The organism is Alteromonas sp. 4NH20-0056 (assembly GCF_057539655.1).
In genome coordinates this window covers 106759-127963 of record NZ_BAAJLS010000007.1, presented here as the reverse complement: position 1 = coordinate 127963, position 21205 = coordinate 106759, and the positions used below count along the sequence as shown (strand labels likewise).

Here is a 21205-nt window from a genome sequence, read left to right as displayed (position 1 = left end):
TCTTAAACTTTAGGTATACGTCTTAAAAGATAGCTGTAAGACAATAAAAATTTCTTAAACATCTAGGAACTAGACCAATTAACTATATTTTCTGGCAAAAGACATAGGTTTAAAGTGGAAATTCAATTCAACCAAGATGCTGCGATTTGAAGTGGCGAAGGGTCGCTTTTTTGCGATACCCAAACCACAATAGCCTTTCGAGCTGTACTAGTTTGACTATTTTCTGGAAACGGTAAATGCCCTTGATAATATTGAGTACCGATGCTCAACGTATCCTGTTCATAGTCGATAACGACGAAATCATGAACGAGTTTCTGCCCTGCGTTCTCACCTCGCTTTACCGATGTTTCTATGCCAAAACCAAGTAATGCCGCGTGAACCGTTAGCGAAGGGTTATCCTTGCTGGCGTCTATTTTATTGAACGTCACGTCTATGGTGTCGTTGTCTACCGAAGCATGGAGTAAGCCAGACAACGGGGCGGTTTTGTTCGGTAATGGCTGCCCGCGAAACCACCCATTCCAAGCGCGACCATTTAAGGCAAAACCTGGCGTGGCAATAGTGTTGGCTTTGCCTACCCGCTTGTAGTCTCGCTGTCGTTGACTAAAAGTGCTATCAGCAAACGGATCTTTCCAACCCAGATAATCCCAGTAGTCCACATGAAAGTTAATGGGAACCAACTCTGTCCATAATTTCTCGCTATCTACAAAGCCCGAAACCCACTTCTCTGCAGGTGGGCAACTGCTACAGCCTTGAGATGTATATAGCTCCAAGACGGTTGTTTGATTAGGCGTACTGGTAAGTGAAAAAGGAGCAACTGATGGTGTTACCTGCTCAGGTTCATAAGTATTACTTTCCCGAGAATGAAGCGCAAAAGCAGCTTCCACTAGGGGATTCTTCGAAGCTTGGCTAGGCACCTTATTTAAACCGCTTTCATGGATTTTTGTGGTATTGATTTGTTCCGACTGTGCATTAATACGCCAGTCGTAATCAATAAAGCGAAGCTTATAGTTCGAAGGTATGGCTTGCTCAATATATTGGTTAATATATTGGGGTAAATCTTTGGCTCTTCCCGACGCTACAAAATCCTCAGTGTAAAAATCTAATATTTCTGACACATACGCTCGCTTGCGTTTATGATCCAAGTAGAAGTGCTTTTGCTTGTTGAAAAATTCGTGAGTAAGTTGCTCTAGCGTTTCATTTAATGACTCTGGGTAAAATGGCGTTTTGGGTAGTCGTGGACAATCTTTCACCATACAGTTAAGTGCGAAGTGTGCCCTTGGCTCGTTAAGCCGCCTTATCACGTCATTTTCATAGTCGTATAGATTAGTGACTTTCCCGCCAATTACCACATCCCGAAACTTAAAAAAAGCGGCTCGAGAGAAGAAACTTGTAAAGCCATCTGGAATACCTTTTTCAATCACGCCAAACATTGCCAATGCGTTGTAGCTATTGATGTGATAGCTCATCACTTCTTCTGGCGAAGTGAATAATTCAGGAGTTGCTGTTGGGCTAGCAAAGCCAATAAACGTCACAACATTTTCTAGTGGTGTAATATCCTCAGACAAGGCCTTAAAATTAGTTCGCCCTTCTTCATCAACATAATTTGCTAATACATACTCCCAGTCTTGGGTCGCTTGTTTGTAAGCTTGCTTCAGCGTAACAAGCGCTTGATTTTCAGCGTTAGCACTCAATGAATTTACTTCATTTGGCTTTTCGCTTGCACTTACACTTTGTACGAAAAACAACAAGAAAGATGCTAAAACCCATGACGCAAACACCCACAAAGCGTCACCGAATGCGCTGTTAAACTTGAGCGAATTAAAATACTGCATGGCTTTTCCTTATCCTATTTCTGAAATTTTTTGATTTACCGGACCGCTGCTAGGCTCGTGCGCTGGCTCCTGAACTTGTGCGGTGGCTGGCTTATTGGTTAATTCATTTGATGGCCTTTCGTTGGGTTCGCAAACCGACGAGTCATCAGCAAGCAGTTGAATAGGGATCACCTTATCTTCTTGATAGCGCTTACCTAAGGGTTGGTATTGTTTAACCTGCCCGCGATGATTGGTGTAAGAAAGAGGCTTTAATATGTGCTCGTCGCGTTCGGCGTTGTGTTTACACATTGATACTGGGCCGTCTGCTGTCATTACCATAAAAGAGCACGCATCTATTCTGTCTTGCTGCAGCGCACTGGCATCCATAAAGTTTTGAACGAAAAACGACAGCTTGTGCATTCGCCCGCGACTATTAATTAAACTACTGCGCATTTCTAACAGCTTTGCCGATGTTGCTTTTGCTAACCGCCAAATCCAGTGAGGCTGCATAAGTAAAGCTTGAATGTAATCTTTCACTATTTTCGCCCTACCGTGTTGGCGGGTAGTTTGAATATGCTTGAAATCTTCGATGAACTCGGCGAATAGTGCACTATCGTCAACTAACGAATAGACCTGATTATCGGCAACTAAAGTGGGCATATAGCTGTGGCAATCACTATGGCCTATACGTACCTTTTCCCATGGCAAAGCTTTAGAAATGGTTTTCTCAATGGCCGCTTTTACGGTAAGCGGGTCAACCACATCAGTTCGTGCGCCCCACTCGCCTCGACCGGTTTCAGCTTGTAGCTGAAACGATGCAAAACTAACCACATCGGCGTGTTGTACAAAAAAATCCACCAGCATGGGCAGTTCTTTAAAGTTGTCGGTGTGTACTGTGGTGTTAAAGATAACCATAAGGCCCAGACCTTTGGCGCGCTCTATATACTCTTCACGAATAGCGTTTAACGACTGTTCATCATCGTACTCTTTGCGCTCTTGGGTGGTATCTACATGAAACGCGACGTCGTTAAGCCCAGCTTCGGCAAGCTCAGTGAGCAGGTCTCTAGTAGCAGCAATACCGTTAGTAAATAGCGCCGTATGTAAGCCAAGTTGATTTGCATAAGCGACAATTTCAATCAATTCGCTGCGCTTCCTTAACGTAGGGTCGCCTCCAGTAATTTGCACACTGGTTCCGGGCCCATAGTGTTTAAGCACGTTGTCTAATCGCTTGAAGACTTCTTGGATGGGAATATCACGAACTGCTTGCGAATGCTCTGACAAATAGCATAAGGTACAATCAAGATTACATTTTTGCGTGATTTCAACAGCAACACAGCCAATGGTATGTGTTCGCCCCAAAAGTTGATTGGGAGTAAAATGTTCGCCCATTCGCTTTCGTGTTGAGGCAAGTTGTTGATTTCTTGTGGTACCAGGGGAGCATGACATTTTAATGTGCCTTTTTCAAACTACTCAGTATCAACAAAGACCTTTTAAATTTAAAAATACTTTCAAGGCATGCCGTTTTTTTGCACTGACCACATTATTTAATTGTGTAACAGCTTATGCTGAAACTGGTGGAAACCAGTTGGGTTTAGCTACGCCGTTGAGCCCGTTCGAGCAAGTGAAAAGTCTTGTTTTTTCTGACCCTTACTCAAGCCTTCCGCAATATGAAGTGTCGCGCAAACACTTTGATGTTAACGGCGAAAACATACTGCTAAAACACGCTCAAAGAACCCTTTCATCTGATGCAAATTTTATCGAATTAGGTACCAAACATAAGCTACTTCAAGCCAACGGAATATGCTTTGCTGGTACATGGAAGATAAATCAAAGCAGCTCCTACTCTGGGCTGTTTCAACCGGGTACGGAGGTACCTATTATTGTTAGGGCTTCGGTCAGTTTAAGCGGAACAAAGCAGCGAGATAAGCGTGCTTTTGGTATGGCAATTAAGCTCTTCCCCAATGCCCATAGTGCACTTACTGAGAACATATTTTTAATGCACTCGCTGGGGGGAACTAAAACCCAGCATGTTGCAAACTTGCCTATGACTAACGAACCAGCGCTTGGTGAACTGCCGCCCTTTAGTCAATTGCTTACCGCCTATCGATTGGAAAGCGACCTTAAGAAAGCCGATAAAGCGTTGAGCGGCAAAAAAGCCAATGCGCGGTTTAGACCCGTTTCTCATTTAGCCGCGGTAAAGGTTGGTGATGCACACCCAAGACTGACACGGCATACAGAAGAAAGTATGTTAGAACAGAGCATTTCAGCGCCAATTACTTCGAAAGAAATCGAAATAGAGCGCGAAGCTGATAAAAAAAGCGGAGCTGAAATAAAAACCGTAAAACAAGGCCCTCGTTTGCTGAAAGCATCTTTAAAACCAGATACATCACTGGTAAATAAAGATGACTTTCGGGATGAGCTGTCATTACAACACTACCCAAACCATAAACTGTCTTGGGTTATATCTGCCGCTGCTTTTAGTGACGCTGGGATAGACGGAGCTAAATGGCAAGAAATTGGCGAAATTATATTAACCGAGTCAGTCGTTTCACTTACCTGCGATACAAGGCTTCACTTTAATCACCCCGCAATTAAATGACACTGGATAATTCCGTTAAAACGGAAAGCAATTCGCCCTAATAAAGCCAGCTACCAAATCCAGAATAGACCTAGGTAAATCCGTCGTTCCAATAGCCGCTTACGCATTTTGAGCCCCAACGGCCCAATGAGACAAGATATAGTCACTCAGGGTTAGGCTTCAAACTTCCGAGTTGTGCCAGAAGCTGCCGTTCAAACATTTGTAATTAAACGGCAGAAGACTACGCAGGCCGTGTGAAAACTCATACTTATGGTTGCTGTTTTAAATTGAATAATACAGTAATTCTGAGGCCACTATCGTTTTTGAATGAGTGTTTCCACAACTCTCATGTCTTCATTGCAGATATGAGACCGCTAACGCCCATGATATTCATCATTCTTTTGAAGTTGTATGCCAAAACCTGCAAGCTTACCTCTGTTTTTACATGTTTTAATGTTCTTGTCAGTAGTTGTTGCGTTCTTGCCCATTGCTTTATTGTGCCAAAGGGATGCTCGACGGTTTGATGCCTCAATGTCATTGCGTTTGGCATGTTTTTATAAGCTTGTGCCACGCGTTCAACATGCTCTTCATCATCGAGTCTTCGGATCCGTCTTCCTGCTGGTGATGTTGTGCACCGCGATTTCATAGTACAACCTTTGCAGGTCATGACCGACATGTAAGCGCGTAGCGGTTTTCCTTTATCCGTTGAAACAAAGCTAAACGGGATATCTTTGCCAGCAGGACATTCGTAGACGTCTTTTTCTTTGTTATAGACAGAGTCTTCTTTGGTAAACAGTCCTTTTTTTCGATTAGCCGAAGTACGGATCTTCGGAACAATTGCAGTAGCGCCTGCCTGATGAACAGTCTTAAAGCTCGTGCTGTCGTCATAATCTCTATCAGCAAGAATGGTAATGTCTTGTTTACCTAACGCTTGTTGCACATGCTGGCTCATCGGGACAAGCTGATGTCTGTCACTTGGGGTATTCGTCACGTAATGGGCAAGTATCAAGTGGTGTTTGGTGTCGACAGCCGCTTGAATATTACAGTCAACTAATACGCCTTTATGCTTGAGTGCCATTCGCCTGCTGTCGGGGTCGGTATAGAAGATTTGATTGTCGGGTAAGGTTTCCAATTCTTGCTTTATTGTTTTTTCGCTTACCAGACGCGCTTGCAGTTTAGCGAGCTTGCCTTTCACTTTTTCTGCGTCTTCAGTGCGGGACTGGCGACCTGCTCTATCGAGCTCCATAAGATAATTGGCAATATCTTTTTCGGTCATTTCGATACACGTCTTTATCAAACCACGTGAGTAGTTCTTAGCGATATTGTTAACCGCTTTGAACTTGGTGCCGTCAATAGCCACGATGGCATCCGTAAACGTATTGAGTTCACGGCATATCAACACAAAGCGCCTACAGACTTGTTGTATCGCGTTGCCGTTGTCACGTCTGAAATCCAGCAATCGTTCTAAATTCTGGGGTAAGACGCTCAACCAGCCACATCAACTCGACATTACGCTGCGTTTCTTTTTCTAAGCGTCTACTTGATTGAATGCGATTAAGATAACCATAAAGGTAAATCTTGAGCATGGTTGCCGGAGAATAGCTTGGCCTACCTATTTTGGCTGGTTGGCAACGTGCAAAACCCAACTCAAATAAATCCAATGAATTGATAAACATATCGACTGCACGAATCGGATTATCTCCATGGATGTAGTCATCTAAAACTTCGGGGAATAGCGTGCTTTGTGTTCGGCTTTGGCCTTCGATAAATCAAGGCATATGATTGAAAAATATAAATTTTTTGTTAGTATTATTGTACCAATTCAGATATCAATTGAGGATCGATACCTAAGACCGATTAATCATATAAAAAATCTGCTTAGACCAAAAGGTGACCAATAGTTTTCACACGGCCTGCGTACACTGCTGCCATTTCAATGCCAGCGCGTGAACGGCAGCTACTGGCACTAATGGACGCTCTGCTTTGATAGAGCTCTTTTAATCAAGGCTGGTTAAACTAAATAGGCATTGTACAACCCGTGCTAAATGCACGGGTTGGGTAGCATTAATCAAAACTCTTTGTCTTAAATCGCCTTACAGCGGTTCAATGCCTGAAGGTAATAGTAATCTCCATAATTTAATGCTGAATTTAACTCATCATTGGCAGGAAAATTACCCGTTGCCTGTTTCAACAAGAAGTGGCCGTTTTCACCTATATTGGCAAGATAGGCTGGTGACGATAGTGTCCGCAGCATTTTCATAGCAGCATCGTAATAACGCTCTGACTCGGCTCCTTCAACAAACGTTGATAGCTCAAGCAACGCACTTGCAACCAACGACGCTGCCGACGAATCTCGGTACAACGTTGTTCCCTCGTGTTTTGGCGCATCGTAGTCAAAATAAGGCACTAAATCATCGGGCATATTCGGGTGGTTAAGAATATAGTTTGCGATACCCTTTGCATGTTCTAAGAACTTTTCATCTTGAGTAAATCGATATGACATGGTGTAACCATACAGTCCCCAACCTTGTCCCCGAGACCATGACGAATCGTCAGCAATACCTTGGAATGTTTGTTTCCAGTTAGGCTTACCCGTTTCTCTGTCGTAATTAACTAAGTGAAATGAACTGTAGTCATCACGGAAATGGTGTTCCATCGTGATAGTTGCATGGCTGATAGCAGCATCGCGGTAAACTGGGTCACCAGTTATTTCAGATGCGCGATACAACAACTCTAGATTCATCATGTTGTCGATAATAACCGGAAATTCCCATGTTCCCCAACTCCAAGAATAGGTAACACCAATTTTAGGGTTGTAACGTTCCATCAAGGTTTTAGCCGCATTTACAATAACCGCCTCGTACTCTTTATTGTCGGTTAATCGCAGGCCATTTCCAAAGCTGTCATAGATGATAAAACCAATATCATGGGTTTTGCGATTGTATTGATTCTTCTCTAGCGCAGTTGTCCATTCAGTTGCCGTGTCTAACCAACTTTGATTTTGATTATGTTCATACAAATTCCAAAAACTCCCAGCAACAAAACCGGTAGTCCAACCTAGCATTGGTTCTAGCCTTGCTTTTCCTTGGCTATACGATCTGGGCACATTTTTAGTGTCGGTATAAGCTTTTCTAAAACCGTCGTACTGAATCGTCGCGTGATCTAATACTGCTGCACAAAACTTAGCATTATTTTCCGGCCAATCAATTTTCTTTGAATAAGTGACTGTGTTAGGTACTGTTTCTTTTGCTACCGGAGCGCTAGCTTGCTCATCTGTCGCGCTGCAAGCAGATAAAATACAAGCCGCTAAAATGGAGGTAATAGTTTGCTGTTTTTTGTTCATCCAATACATACCGTTGTAACTAATTTAGTTTTACAGGATAAACAATAACCCACCCAATTTCATCAAAAACAATCATATTAGGTCATTAGTAATCCAAAAAAAATGCTTTCTAAAGAAAATACGGCAACCTTTACATGCTATCTAGCCCAGTTTAGCCATTTCAAACTACAAGCCCGTCTCTAACAACTATTAAACTTGCTGCTTTATTTGTACTGATTGAGAAGCTGTTAACATTTCCATAATACCGTGCGTAAAACGTGCGACACGATTCTTATATTTATTCCTTCACCCATCGCACTTCGTACTTCTGCACCGAGAAAGAAGGAATAGACGCTTCAATTGACACTGTCGACGCTTCACTACTTGCTTGTTGAGTGCGTCCCTCAATCCAGCCACGCCATTTCAAGGAGGTCACTTTTCCATATTTTTCTCTATGCACACGAAACGTGTCCTGCCCTGTTTGGTTTAACGCATCGCGAACAGATGCTGTAAGATGAGCATCGGCTTTTCGCCACCCGCCTTCACTCTCAATAATCATGGCTTTAGGAAAGCCATTGAAGAATTGCTGCTCAATATTTGTTTCGCTATCAATTTGTGCCATGCGATATTGAAACTGAGTGCCAGCAGGTTTATCAACACGAACTTGTATTTGAAGTAATTCTGGTTCGAGAGCTTCCACGTTTTTGTTATTAAAGCTGAAGGTAAGCACGTCAATTCCCTCATCAGCTTCTCTTTTCGTAAATATTCCGTTCACCGTGTTTCCCTTAAGCGTTTTAGAAACACTCGAGGTATTTTCGTAGAGCGTGTTACCCACCATTGAAAACAGTGCTAGCTGTGTCATTGCTTCAGGACTGTAAGACCCTTCTTGAACGTTACCCCATTGAAAAACTTCTTTAATGTTGTGGGTTAGCATCATTTTACCGAGCATGGCAAAAAATGCTGAATTATGTGAAGTCGCAACACTCACAAAACCTGCTCGCTTCATTTTCACAATGAATTTATACTCATGAATTTCAAAGCTAGCTTCCGGGTTATAATCTGCATGCTCCAAAATCGGGGCTATCTGATTAGCATAAACCTTTTCCATATCCATTTCGTGAGGATGGGTTATATGGGGGTAGTAAGAAATCGCTAAGAAATCATAGGGCACGTTATTTTCTTTTGCCCAGGAGACAAAATGCGGTGCATAGGCATCTTCTTTGTTACCAGTGTAATCAATATACCGGCTTTTATGAGAGGCTTCTCTGAAGTGAGCGCCTACCTTTGCACGAGGTAGCACAGTCTTAATTGCTGCTACTGTATTGCTGTAGTGATCAAAAAATTCCTCTCGCGTGGCCGCCCAGTGCTGTGGCCGGGTATCTATTTCAGATCCCACTCTAAATCGCCATTTAAGCACTCGCTCTTTGCCATAACGTTCAACCAGTTCGGTAATAAAGGCGCGAATGTAATTGTTCCATGCTGTTGCGTCGTTCGGCGGTAGCCCATTTCCATACACGCCCACTTTATCCTTCAATAAATAGTGCTCACCATCGGGCTCTTCTACTAATTTATAGCCTCGCTGAAAGGCCCAGGGTGGATTATCTAATACGATCTGAAATATATCCCAGTCGCCCTTTAACCAACTATCAAGCTTGGCGAATGCAGCCTCAAAGTTATAGATATACTGCTCACCGTCCCATAAATAGGTATCGCCCGATAAATCCCGATTAAACCAACCCCCTAACAATCTAACTGTATTTACCTTAGGCCTTCGTCCGAACGTCGCGGGTATAGATTTTGGGCTGCCTCTTTCTGTTCTCACCGCAACGTCGAAAAAATCATATACCTCGCCTATTTGAGCATGATTATCCGTAAAATCTGAAACCAGTGTGACCGGCATTTGCTTGTTATTGACGTTTCGCTGTTGATAAAAAGAGGGAGCATCAAGGGGGAATTTTGCATGCAGAAGTTTACGTAACTTTTCTTCCATGTTTTGCAAAGCGGGCTTTCCAGACTCATTGATCCGTGCAATATCAGATACTGTGTGATTGTATAATTCTGTAAACTTTATTTCCTGCGTGGCCGCATCTCGCCATTGTGTATATCGCCACTGCCCGTCTGTTACTGTTACGCCCATAATCTTGCCGCGATTAAACAAGCTATAGGCAGCCTGTTTGAATGAATGGTCGGGACTGTCGACAAGAGACAGCATACTTTCGCCATCTACTTCAGGCATAGTGAGGCCTGCCGCCTCGGCGAGTGTCGGGAAAATATCGATATTTTCAACCAGTGCAGACGAAGTTCGATTCGCTACGCGCGCGCTATGAGAAAGCTCTCGACTGACAATCAAAGGCACCCGAGTATCTAGCTCCATATTGGTATGCTTGTTCCACGCACCGTACTCACCAAGCTTGTAACCATGATCGCTCATCAACACAACCATGGTATTTTCTCGCAGGTCCATTTCGTTCAGTGCCTGCATTACTCTGCCCATTTGCGCGTCCATGTAGCTTACCGATGCGTAATATCCATGCCTGAGCTTTTTGGTAAGTTCATCATCAACGTCGCCTTCTTTGGGAATACCGCCATACATTCGAAGCTCGCCCCAGTTTGTGAGCGCAAGGCGATACATGTCCTTTGGCTTATTTCGACTTGGCACAGCAAACTCGTCGCTGTCATAAAGGTCCCAATAACGTTTGGGGGCGTTAAAAGGCAAATGCGGCTTACTGAGGCCAACGAACATTAAAAACTTATCGTCTTTCAGCTCTTTTAACGCACGTATGGCATCGCTGGCTACTTTTCCATCTTTATAAAAGTCGTCTTCTACTTCACCAGCCTCATAAGCAAATCGTTTCTCTTTATTACCGTCAATGGCGTAAAAATTATCGAGCTTTTTAATATGAGTAGACCAGTTTTCCGCATCGTCGACTGTACTGTGGTAAACCTTACCAATACTAATGGTTTTGTAGCCATTGGCTTTAAACAATTGGGGCATCGACACCACATTTGGCTGATTAGGTCTAAGTCGCCCATTTTTTCTAATGGTATACAGGCCCGTAGTCTCTGGTCTCAAGCCTGTCATAATGCTTACCCGAGAAGGGCCGCATATCGCTTGTTGCGCATAGGCCCGAGTAAACGTCACGCCCTCGCTGGCCAGCTGATCGATATTGGGGCTATGCACCTGATTGTGACCATAAACGCCCAAGTCAGGTCGAAGATCATCAATCAAGAACACCACAATGTTAGGAGATTGCTCAGATTGACTGGCATGAGTCATTACGCTGAATAATACACCTGAAAACACAAGCATAAGCGCAGCTAAGTAGTTAAATATTAATCTCATTTCTACCTCTAAAACTTAAGTTGCATTTATTTCCCAGGTGCCTGGGTCAACTTCAAAATTGATGTATTTTGAAGTCTCTGACACAAACTTCACACCGCTCACATTGTTTCTAGCTTGCCCGTTTTGCCACACTACTTTGCCGTTAACGGATATTTTACTGATATCAAAATACTCTTTGGGCACTCCGACCATAGCCACTGTATTAACTGGGGAGGTGAGTTCAAGCGTAAGGTTTTCCGAGGTGCGACTGATTACAAAATCAATATCGCCTTGCACACTAGGCACGCGTTGTTCAATGCGTTTCATGTGCGCCATGTTAGGCATAATCTGATATGTCTTCCAGGCCACAGAAGTTGGCGCTATGCCGGCAATATATTTGCTCAGTACCGTGCTAGGTGCGTTCCATGCATGATTTTCAGTACCTCCGCCGTTCATGTATTCGGTTAACGTAGACCTAACTGGGTTAGCTACCTGCTTGCCATATCGTTCTTTCATTCTAGAGAGCGCTTCATCGTAACGCCCGGCCATTGCCATGGCGTTATAAACCATCCATTCAAAATGAGGGCTGGCAAAGTGGTTGGGTACTAATACGTTGTCGACTATTGAGTTGTATTGCGACTCCTCGGCTAAACCGAACAAGATTGCAACCGCATTAGCTCGGTCATCTTTAAACTGTTGGGGGTTACTGCTGTAAAAGCCGTTTTGCCAAAATGTAGCCCTAAACGCGTTTTTTAGCGCGGCAATGCGGCTATCATAGAAACTAAGGTGAGTATCGTTACCTATCGCCCTGGCCATCTTGCGCGCAGATACCAGCGCACTGTAATACAGTGCATTTTGAATAACGTCATAATCTATGGTGTCTTGTGGTCCCCAGTCTGTCCATTTCCAGGCGCCACTTCTGAATGTGGCGAGGCCGTTTTCACGGGTGCCCCACAATGTGAGGTACTTAAGCACATAAGGATAGGCAAACTCAAGCGTCTCACGATCGCCGGTATTATAGTAGTAGTGCCAAATTCCTTGCTCAATAAACTGTAAACTCTGTGCAGGCAATTCTCTAAATCGACCAGGCCCTAAACCTGCGAAAATACCGGTTTCACTATCGCTGAAGGCAAGTGTTACTTTAATCGCCTTTTTAAGTAAGTCTCGGCCAGGTTTATCCATTGAATAAAATAGGTAGCTTGCTTGGTCAGCTACATCGCCAATCCATAAACCACGTTCTCTGTCAGGGGTATCCATAAAGTTATCGCGGGCACAAATGTACAAGGTATTTTCAGCCATCTGCCAAATACGCGTAAACCAAGTATCATCTGCTTCAAAATGTCCAGGCGTTGAGCCAACCCCAGTCCAGCGGTATTTTAAGCCATGCACTGTCACACCTTTTGGAAAGCTATATTCTATGGTGCGGGCGTTAAACCATGAATACGACTCAAACTGCTGCCGACCTTCTTTTGTCGTGTACTCGGTCTCTATGGTGTTAAGTCGCATATTCGAATCGATATGTACGGTTTGGCCTTGTTCCGCCTCTATATCAAAATAGGGCGTCACATTTTTATTAAAATCAAGCACACATTTAATGGTTTCGCCGTTACTCACAAAGGGAAACTTGCTGGCTGGATAGTTCTCGCAGTAAGCTAATCCATAGTTGTTAAGAATTGGGATTTCACTCGGGGATAGTGCATTAAAAGGCGCGCGCGGTGGGCGGTGCAGGCTTTTTGCTTGTTGCCATGACGTATCGTCATAGCCTGGCATATACCAAGCACTATCCGTCCAATCTCCCATGCTATTTCTGGCATCATAGTTAATGTTCCATGCAGCCACGCGATACGGAGATTGCTTTGTCACTTTCGTGGCGTAAGCTGGGTGTGGGCTTACTTTCCATGAGTCATTAGAAATAACTTGGGTATCGCCCACTTCTGCCTGAAAGATAAAGCCCCCTTTGTTAGACGAGATATGGGTGCCCTTTTGCCCGTTGTCACCGTAATACCATACCAATGCCGCAATAGTATTGGTGCCTTCAGTGAGGTATTGGCTGATATCAACTTTGTCATAGTATTTGTTAGATGCAATAGGAAAGAAATCAGTGCGTGGCGCAGGTGTTACCGGGGACGGCCCCCCGGTGTAACTTCCCTCGAAGACCACAAGTTCACCATTAATCCACAACCAATATTTGGTATCTGCGCTGATGTAAGCAAAGCTTTCTTGAGGCTTTTCGTCTAGGCTAATTTCCTTACGAAATGCCATCCAAGTATTTGGATCGGTAAAACGTTCTTTTGCCCAAATCCACTCTGCTGTCCACTCAACGGCAAGCGCAGAATGAGGTAAAACCGAGCCGAGTAGCATGATGCTAGCAATTATTATTTCTTTTGTGCGCATATTTTATTGTCCATTAACGCTTGCAAAAAATGTGGTTGAGGAGCTTAGAACACGTTATCTTAAGGTGCTCATGTCGCCCGAGACGCTATAAGAACCTGGCTCAAGCCATAAGTCCGTATCTGCCAACGCCTTACCATCTCGGGTCAGTGTTAACTCTTTAATAGACGGAAGTTTCAATTCAGCTTGGGTGTTTTTGGGAACAGTGATACTCATTGACAATTGATTGGCGGTAATAGACCAAGCCACGCTAATATCGCCATTTGTGGTTGGCACAGTGCCCTGTAAGTTGTTCAGCTTACTCGTGAACTGCGGATTAATTTGAAAGGTTTTGAACCCTGGCTCTAATGCTCTTATTCCAAGCATTCCTGTATAAAACCACTCAGCCACTGCACCGTAAGCATAGTGGTTTAGTGAATTCATATTTGCTTTGTTAAAACCGTCTTTAATAGAATATGAATTCCATCGCTCCCAAGTGGTCGTTGCGCCATTGTTGATTGAATAGAACCACGACGGATAGGTTTCCTTCAGCAAAATATCGTACATCAGTTCGCTATGGCCATATTGCTGAAGCACTTGATGCAGCATAGGTGTACCGAGAAAACCGGTACGTAAATGCCGATCGCTTTTCTCTAGCAAGTCTAATAACTTCTCAACTGCAGTGGCTTGTTGGTCCTCGGAAAACAAACCAAACGCTAGCGGCAGTAAGTAACTTGTTTGAGTAGTTTTGAGATTAAGTTCAACAGTTTTTGGTGATTTAAGCCGTCTCCCTTTTTCCCGCTTAATTTGCTTAGTCGTTGTGCTTACAACGTTAAGGGCGTCATCAAAAAAGAACGTTCTGAATTTTTGCTTAATGTTATTAAATAATCGTCGATATTGATGAGCGTCAGATTCATAGCCTAGCGCCTGTGCAGTTTTGGCCAAAATGTCGACCGAGCGCGCGTAATAGGCTGTAGCTATCAAATCTGGGTGCGTGTCACCTGATGCACGCCCGTTTTCTGTGAAAGGCTGTAGCCAGTCACCGTATGTACCGATATTTGAAATATAGTCAAAGCTATTAAATTCGGTGAATTTTACCCACCGCTTCATCATTGAGTAATTTTCCGAAAGGACCGTTAGATCACCTGTATGCTGATATAACTCCCATGGAACTATAGTTGCCGCATCACCCCAGGCAGCGGCGGTTCCCTCAGTAAGAAACGGGCGAAACGGCACAAATTTGGGGATCATTCCGTCAATGCCTTGCTCTTCTCGCATGCTCTCTAGCCATGATGCCCAAAATGCGTAAACGTCTGCTTTATATAAGGATGTGCGTACAAAAACTTGGGCGTCACCCGTCCAGCCTAACCGCTCATCACGCTGCGGACAGTCGGTTGGAATATCAAGAAAGTTCCCCCTCAGCCCCCACGACACGTTGCTTGATAACTTATTAAGTTTGCTATGGTTGCTGGAAAAATTGTCATATACATCGAAATCAGAATGAAGCACCTTCCCTGTAACCCAATCCAGCGCTGGCGTTGCTGTATTGTCGTAACCCGACACTTCTACGTAACGGTAGCCATGAAACGTAAATGTTGGTTGATAGGTAATTAGGCCATCAGAGTTAGGAATGTACCAATCGGTACTTTTGGCCGAACGTAAATTTTTAACATAGAATTCCTCGCCTTGCAGTGCTTCAGAAAAACGAATTTTTACGGTTTGGCCCTTTTTCACCGGTAGCGATACTTCGGGCACGCCTACCATGTTTTGACCCATGTCGAAAATGGCTACACCATCTTTCACGCTCACAAGTGCGATAGCAGGAATTGTTTTTGTTACTCTCACTGGCGCATGACGTTTAGGCTGCAGCCTAACCACAGGCTCAAGTGGCTCAGCGTAAACACGTTTCCAGCCCTCGCTATCAAACTCTGGAGTATTCCAACCAGGCATTTCGTAATTCGCATCATAGCGCTCACCATCGTAATTACCCGCAGCGCGAATGGGGCCTTGGTCCGTTGATAACCAGCTTTCATCCGTTACAATTCGCGAGCTAGTGCCGTCTTCAAAAGTGACCTCAAGCTGCGCAATAAGACGCAGTGGTGTTACGTAATCCTGCTTTGTAGGATGGAATATACGACCTTCCCACCCCTCAGCCAATGCAGCACCAATGGCATTAGCGCCTTGTTGTAATAGATTAGTCACATCGTAAGTCAGCGTCTCAATACGCTTATGATATGGCGTCCATCCCGGAGTCATGACATCTTCACTGACAGCCTGACCATTAATGAATGGCTTAAAAACGCCCTTTGCCGTGACATATAAACGAGCCCGCTTAATCGGCTTAGTAAGCTCAAAGTTTTTGCGTAAATACTGTGGCGGGTAGTATTGGTTATCTGGTTGCTCAATAGCGTTAGGACTAAGCACTTCTGTACGCTCATTAGTGTCTGGATGCCCTATCCATTGAGCGTTCCAATCACTGTTTCTCAATAAGCCAGTTTCGAGCGTCTGTATTTCACTCCATTGTGAACTATTGCTTTGTACATTCCATGTTTTAACTCGCCAAAACGCGCGTTGCCTTGATTCCAAAGTGAGGCCTTCAGGTCTTATCCAAGCGTTTTTAGAGGAGGTTACTCTTCCGCTATCCCAAATGATTTGTTCGGGCTTAAATGCACCGTCGCTTGCAACTTGAAGTTGGTAGCTTTGCTGAGCTTGCTGAGAAGACTCGGTGTCAAACTGCCAACTAAAACGTGGCACGCTCTCATAGTGGCCGATGGGATTTACCATCCCTTCTCCCACCGTAAGTCCAATGGGAGGAGCTATTAATGATGACTCATTGTCATTGATGGAGTCAGGCCCTACGTGCTCGCAGGCAACAACAAAAATAGCGAATAAACATAATACTAAGTAACGATAATATGACATTGTTTGGCTCAAATCAGACTTTATATAATTAGAAAAGGCACCAAATTGTGAGATTGATACCCTTAAAATTTAAATTCAATCAAATATGGTCAAACAATGCCTTAAATGTTAAATTTGCGTAAATTACTACAGTGTTACGCATACACTCATGGTGTGACGCTAACGCTGCTGACATGAGTAGTAAACTGTCGCGATGAATTTGATGATCGCATCGTAAAACAGAGGGTAAGGTGTCTCAAAACATGCCATCACCACAGGGAAATCGAGGTTCTTTGGAACCAACTTCAAACTTGTTTTCAGCAATGTTTGAATCGGAAAAGAAACGTCTGTACGCCTATATCTATGCCTTTGTTTTAGACAAAGCAGCCGCTGATGATATTTTTCAGGAGACAAGCGTTATTCTGTGGAAAGAGTTCGAGACTTTTGAGCGAGGAACGAGTTTTAGAAAATGGTCAAATACTATAGTGTTTAACTGTGTAAGAACGTACCGAAGACAACAAAAAAAACTCGTCTCAGGGTTGAGTGATGAGTTGCTAGAGCAGCTGTCAGCAGTTGCTGCCCATCATCAGAATACAGACCAAAGATGGAGCATGCTGCAGCATTGCGTTTCTCACCTCTCTACTTCCGCACACCAATTATATTATGGTTTTTACATAGAAAATTTAAGCGCACAGGCACTTGCAGACAAAACTGGGCGCTCGATTTTTGGTATTCGTAAATCTATCCACTTGCTTCGCCGTAAGCTCTTCGACTGCGTTGATCAACAAAAAGTGGAGCTCGACACTTGAATCGCTCAGAAAGGTTTGATGAAGTTCGGGCCATAGCAGATGATATTTGCGCAGGTACCGTTACACCGAACCAGCTTCAAAAACTTGAATCACTATTGAGTAACGATGAGCAGGCTCAACGGTTTTACCTTGATTACATCGAATTTCACATTCATCTTAAATCGAATGCTATTCCAGAACTCGAAATAGTCAGGCGTAAAATCTTCGTCGACGAACTTATTGTGCGGCCCACGCACGCTTCAAGTTTACCTCATCAAAGCCAATCTTATGAAGCCACCTCTGAAAAGAGAACCGCAAGTACAAAACGTAAGTTTTATTTAGCGGGGCTACTCACCGTGCTGTGCATGCTGGTGGTATACCTAATTATTCAATTCAAACCACTTCCCGACGAACCCTTTATAGGAAAATTAGTTAGTGGGGAGCTGTTAATTGACGAAAATGGAAACGTCCACAACACGCTCGTTTATCCTGGTATGTACAAAACCGAACGACCGGTTGAGCTTGAACTACGCTCTGGTGATAGCTTAATGCTCTCTGCTCATTCGCACTTTAAATTATTTAATTCTACCGAAATTGAGCTAAAAAGCGGTGAGGTCAACGTAATCTCTCATTCAAATAAGACTATTACTATTTCTGCCAACGCCTCTGATATTCAGATGCATTCGGGCAAGTTAACCGTAAACGTTGACAGTGATACAACATCGGTCTCTGGTAACACCAAAGCAAAAATATTCCCTAAAACATGGCGCCCCAAACACTTTTGGAACTTCGATGATGTTGGCGACAGAGTGACGGACTTTGCAGGTCGGGCAGTCGGTGTTTCCGGTAGTGGAGCTCAACGCATCGATGGACTCGTTGGAAAAGGCGCTTTCTATTTTGATAACACAAAGCATGCAAGAATTAACGTGGGTAGCGGAGGCGGAAGTGCGCCCGCAACAGGTTCGTTCTCCGTTATTGATGGAGTCACTATAGAAGCATTGATTAAGCCTTTATATAGTGGAGAAGGCCCAACTACGACAAGATACGGTGAAATTGATGAAATTTTTAGGAAAGATCAAAGTGATAAAGATCATAGAATGCTGCTTAGCTTTCAAAATGACCGTAATAAATCAATAGTTGTCCCAGCAGGCAATTATGCAGAGTCTCTAAGCTTCGGGTTGTACATTTTAGGCCAAGGCTACCACGAGCTCAAACTACCTCTAGACGGCACAGACGGACGTCCAACGCTTCAACAGTTAAAAGATGGAAACCTTCACCATGTGGCAGCAACTTATGATGTTGAAAGTGGAATAAAAGCAATTTATATCGACGGAAAAGTAGGCGCACTTTACCGATATCCCCCTGGCTCAAAAGTATTGAGCGGTGGAGCGGGGTTAGCCAATATTGGCAATTCTCCTAACGCTCAAGGGCACGCCGCAGAGGCCTATGCGGGGACGATAGATGAAGTGGCATTTTATGATTTTGCGCTAACACCTTTTATGGTAGCGCTTCACTATAATAATGTTTTGATGGGCTTGAATTACTACGGCAGCCAGCCATCTGCAAAAGCGTTACCGTACAAAAGCCATATAGAACTTACTCCTAATAAGACGCTACTACTAGATAACATCACCGGCTTACCCAAAGACGATTTTTAAACGAAAATTTTCAACCCACCGACAACTACTATCCTGCTACCTAATACATTGATGTCAAAATAATGTAAATTAATTTGATTGATAATGATTGCTTTTGGCTTGTTTTTATAGGTAGTATCAACGTCATCAAATTTCCCGAGTCAAAAGAAGAAGAGGGTAACGTGGAAATAAACAGACGTATATTTTTGGGCTCTATGCTGTATGTAGTTTCAGCTTCTGTTTTACCATCAGAACTAAAAAAGGCGCTTCACCTTACTGTTTTTGAGTCGGATGCGGTTTTTTTTGATGCTGAACAATTTACGCTGGTTTACGATATTGTGGACATTATGATACCCCGCACTGACACCCCCGGTGCAGTAGATTCTCACACCGCACAGGTGCTTGATAAGTTAATGATATCTTGGGCAGCCCCCTCTACCCAACAGCAATTCACTCTATTCTTATCTGAGTTTTTGCAACGCGCAAGAGCCGCATTTAATGCAAACTACCTGTCACTGAGTAAAGAAAATCGTCAGACCTTTGTAGAGCAAATCGACGAGGTCGTTTTCGACACGGGTAAAGGCGACTTCTCCATTGCATACAAACGATTCAAAGCACTTATTTTTCATATTCACTACTCATCTGAAATAGCCAACCCCAACTTTTTTCTTGTTCCTGGTGGCTATCGAGGAAGTCTTTCACAGGATGAGCTAAACGTTATTTACGAGAGAAAATACTTATGAACAACGACTATGACGTCATTATTGTTGGTTCAGGAATTACGGGCGGCTGGGCAGCGAAAGAGTTTTGTGAGCGAGGCTTCAATACATTAGTTATTGAGCGGGGTAGAAATGTAGATCACAGAGGCCCTGAGTACAAAGATTTTCAAGCACCTTGGGATTTACAAAACCGAGGAATGCCAGAAGAAACGCTCGCAGAAAATGGTCACTACGCTACGTTGAGAAAAAAAGGGCACTTATATAAAACCGATGCACTTCACTTTTTTGTCGACGATAAGAAGCACCCTTACAGCTACCCCGAAGATAAGCCATTTATGTGGACGCGGGGATATCAACTCGGTGGACGCTCATTAACATGGGGGCGGCAGGTATTGCGATGGAGCCCAATGGATTTTGAGGCCAATGCGAAAGACGGCCATGGTATTGAATGGCCTATTGGTTACGAAGACTTAGCTCCATGGTATAGCTATGTTGAGAAATTTATAGGTGTGTCAGCGAATAAAGATGGTTTAAAAACCCTACCCGACGGTGAGTTTCAAACACCGTGGGAGATGAGTTATGCAGAGCAATACATTTCCAATAATATTGCGAAAAAATACACTGACAGACACCTCATTATAGGAAGAGCCGCTAATCTTACCTCGCCTACTGAAGAACAAACTGCACTAGGTAGAGGTAAATGCCTGGCGCGTTCTTACTGTAGAAGAGGATGCAGTTTTGGCGCGTACTTTAGCTCTCAGTCTGCCACATTACCTGCAGCTCATAAAACGGGAAACCTAACCGTAATAACAGACAGTATTGTTGAGCGTATTGACTACGACGACGTCAATAACAAAGTCTCTGGCGTGTCTGTCATCGATGCTAATACGAAAGAAAGAAGGCAATACAAGAGTCGCGTTGTGTTTATGTGCGCATCCGCATTAGGCACCGTTCAAATAATGTTGAACTCTACATCCAAAACATTCCCAAATGGTATTGCAAATAGCAGCGGTATGCTGGGCCACTATATACTTGGTCACGTCACTGGTGTTGTAGCAAACGCTGATGTGCCGGTAAGTGAAGATAAGTATGCATTCGGACGGCGTCCTATCGCTACTTACATTCCAAATTATCGACACGAAAAGCAAGATGATGCAGATTTTGAAAGAGGCTTTGGTTTTCAAACCACAGCACAAAACCGCTCATTCTCCTCACCGAATGCCAAATCAAAAGGTATCGGCATTATTGCTAAAGAAAGCGTTGGAAAGCCCGGCCCATGGCGTTTCAGGGCATTTATGTATGGCGAGGTTTTACCTTATTACGAGAATGCAGCCACTCTACACCCTACCCAAAAAGACGAGTGGGGCATGCCGTTACTTCATATCGATGCTGAAATTAAAGCCAATGAAAGAAAAATGATTAAACAAGCGGCCAAAGACATCCAAGAGATACTCGAAGCAGGTGGGTGCACCAACATTCAGGTAAAAGCGACACCAGAAAATAAACATATTCCGATGGGTAAGCAGGTTCACGAGATGGGCGGCGCATGTATGGGAAAAAATCCAGATTCATCGATTCTCAATGGCTGGGGCCAAGCACACGATATACCCAATTTATTTGTTACCGACGGTGCCTGCATGGCATCTAGCGCAACACAAAACCCATCGCTAACTTATATGGCGATAACGGCGCGAGCGGCAGACTACGCGGCTAAGCTTCTCAAAAACAACATTATTTAGAGTGTACGCATGCCCTTA

11 protein-coding genes and 1 pseudogene are annotated in these 21205 nt (G+C 43.8%); 5 read left to right on the top strand and 7 right to left on the bottom strand.

The window, feature by feature from the left end:
* Window positions 1–122: 122 nt before the first annotated feature.
* Both AC27EZ_RS13465 and AC27EZ_RS13460 read right to left on the bottom strand, forming a co-directional pair.
* A complete protein-coding gene (locus AC27EZ_RS13465) occupies window positions 123–1832 on the bottom strand; it encodes a DUF1223 domain-containing protein (protein WP_487135811.1) in 1710 nt (569 codons plus the stop codon).
* Between the two features lie 9 nt (window positions 1833–1841).
* Window positions 1842–3257 carry a radical SAM protein gene (locus AC27EZ_RS13460; RefSeq protein WP_487135810.1) on the bottom strand — a complete coding sequence of 472 codons (1416 nt, stop codon included), beginning with the start codon at window positions 3255–3257 and terminating at the stop codon, window positions 1842–1844.
* Between the two features lie 139 nt (window positions 3258–3396).
* Between AC27EZ_RS13460 and AC27EZ_RS13455 the strand changes: the two genes are divergently transcribed.
* Complete coding sequence (locus AC27EZ_RS13455) at window positions 3397–4410, top strand: hypothetical protein (RefSeq protein WP_487135809.1); 1014 nt, start codon at window positions 3397–3399, stop codon at window positions 4408–4410.
* A 325-nt stretch (window positions 4411–4735) separates the two neighbouring features.
* Here the strand turns inward: AC27EZ_RS13455 and AC27EZ_RS13450 are convergent.
* The 5 genes and pseudogenes from AC27EZ_RS13450 to AC27EZ_RS13430 all read right to left on the bottom strand — a co-directional run bounded on the left by AC27EZ_RS13450 (window position 4736) and on the right by AC27EZ_RS13430 (window position 16325).
* A pseudogene (locus AC27EZ_RS13450) lies at window positions 4736–6155 on the bottom strand (IS1182 family transposase).
* A gap of 317 nt (window positions 6156–6472) precedes the next feature.
* Entirely contained in the window at window positions 6473–7732 is a 1260-nt protein-coding gene (locus AC27EZ_RS13445; RefSeq protein WP_487135808.1) for a glycoside hydrolase family 88 protein, read from the bottom strand.
* Between the two features lie 277 nt (window positions 7733–8009).
* On the bottom strand, window positions 8010–11054 hold the full coding sequence (locus AC27EZ_RS13440; RefSeq protein WP_487135807.1) for a sulfatase: 3045 nt from the start codon (window positions 11052–11054) through the stop codon (window positions 8010–8012).
* Between the two features lie 15 nt (window positions 11055–11069).
* Window positions 11070–13427: an alpha-L-rhamnosidase-related protein gene (locus AC27EZ_RS13435; RefSeq protein ID WP_487135806.1), complete on the bottom strand. Its 2358-nt coding sequence runs from the start codon at window positions 13425–13427 to the stop codon at window positions 11070–11072.
* A gap of 54 nt (window positions 13428–13481) precedes the next feature.
* Complete coding sequence (locus AC27EZ_RS13430) at window positions 13482–16325, bottom strand: alpha-L-rhamnosidase (protein WP_487135805.1); 2844 nt, start codon at window positions 16323–16325, stop codon at window positions 13482–13484.
* 242 nt (window positions 16326–16567) lie between these two features.
* On the opposite strand from AC27EZ_RS13430, the gene AC27EZ_RS13425 reads away from it, so the two are divergent.
* The 4 genes from AC27EZ_RS13425 to AC27EZ_RS13410 all read left to right on the top strand — a co-directional run bounded on the left by AC27EZ_RS13425 (window position 16568) and on the right by AC27EZ_RS13410 (window position 21187).
* Window positions 16568–17113 (top strand): sigma-70 family RNA polymerase sigma factor, encoded by a 546-nt coding sequence (locus AC27EZ_RS13425; protein ID WP_487135804.1) that lies wholly within the window; start codon window positions 16568–16570, stop codon window positions 17111–17113.
* Entirely contained in the window at window positions 17110–18750 is a 1641-nt protein-coding gene (locus AC27EZ_RS13420) for a LamG-like jellyroll fold domain-containing protein (RefSeq protein ID WP_487135803.1), read from the top strand. The genes AC27EZ_RS13425 and AC27EZ_RS13420 overlap by 4 nt, the downstream gene beginning before the upstream one ends.
* A gap of 161 nt (window positions 18751–18911) precedes the next feature.
* Complete coding sequence (locus tag AC27EZ_RS13415) at window positions 18912–19472, top strand: gluconate 2-dehydrogenase subunit 3 family protein (protein WP_487135802.1); 561 nt, start codon at window positions 18912–18914, stop codon at window positions 19470–19472.
* A complete protein-coding gene (locus AC27EZ_RS13410; protein WP_487135801.1) occupies window positions 19469–21187 on the top strand; it encodes a GMC oxidoreductase in 1719 nt (572 codons plus the stop codon). Before AC27EZ_RS13415 ends, AC27EZ_RS13410 begins: the two co-directional genes overlap by 4 nt.
* Window positions 21188–21205 lie beyond the last annotated feature (18 nt).

Bases quoted from the DNA above. Each gene is read 5' to 3' on its own strand.
- AC27EZ_RS13445 (WP_487135808.1), bottom strand. From the start codon at position 7,732: ATGAACAAAAAACAGCAAACTATTACCTCCATTTTAGCGGCTTGTATT.
- AC27EZ_RS13465 (WP_487135811.1), bottom strand. From the start codon at position 1,832: ATGCAGTATTTTAATTCGCTCAAGTTTAACAGCGCATTCGGTGACGCT.
- AC27EZ_RS13440 (WP_487135807.1), bottom strand. From the start codon at position 11,054: ATGAGATTAATATTTAACTACTTAGCTGCGCTTATGCTTGTGTTTTCA.
- AC27EZ_RS13435 (WP_487135806.1), bottom strand. From the start codon at position 13,427: ATGCGCACAAAAGAAATAATAATTGCTAGCATCATGCTACTCGGCTCG.
- AC27EZ_RS13425 (WP_487135804.1), top strand. From the start codon at position 16,568: ATGCCATCACCACAGGGAAATCGAGGTTCTTTGGAACCAACTTCAAAC.
- AC27EZ_RS13460 (WP_487135810.1), bottom strand. From the start codon at position 3,257: ATGTCATGCTCCCCTGGTACCACAAGAAATCAACAACTTGCCTCAACA.
- AC27EZ_RS13410 (WP_487135801.1), top strand. From the start codon at position 19,469: ATGAACAACGACTATGACGTCATTATTGTTGGTTCAGGAATTACGGGC.
- AC27EZ_RS13430 (WP_487135805.1), bottom strand. From the start codon at position 16,325: ATGTCATATTATCGTTACTTAGTATTATGTTTATTCGCTATTTTTGTT.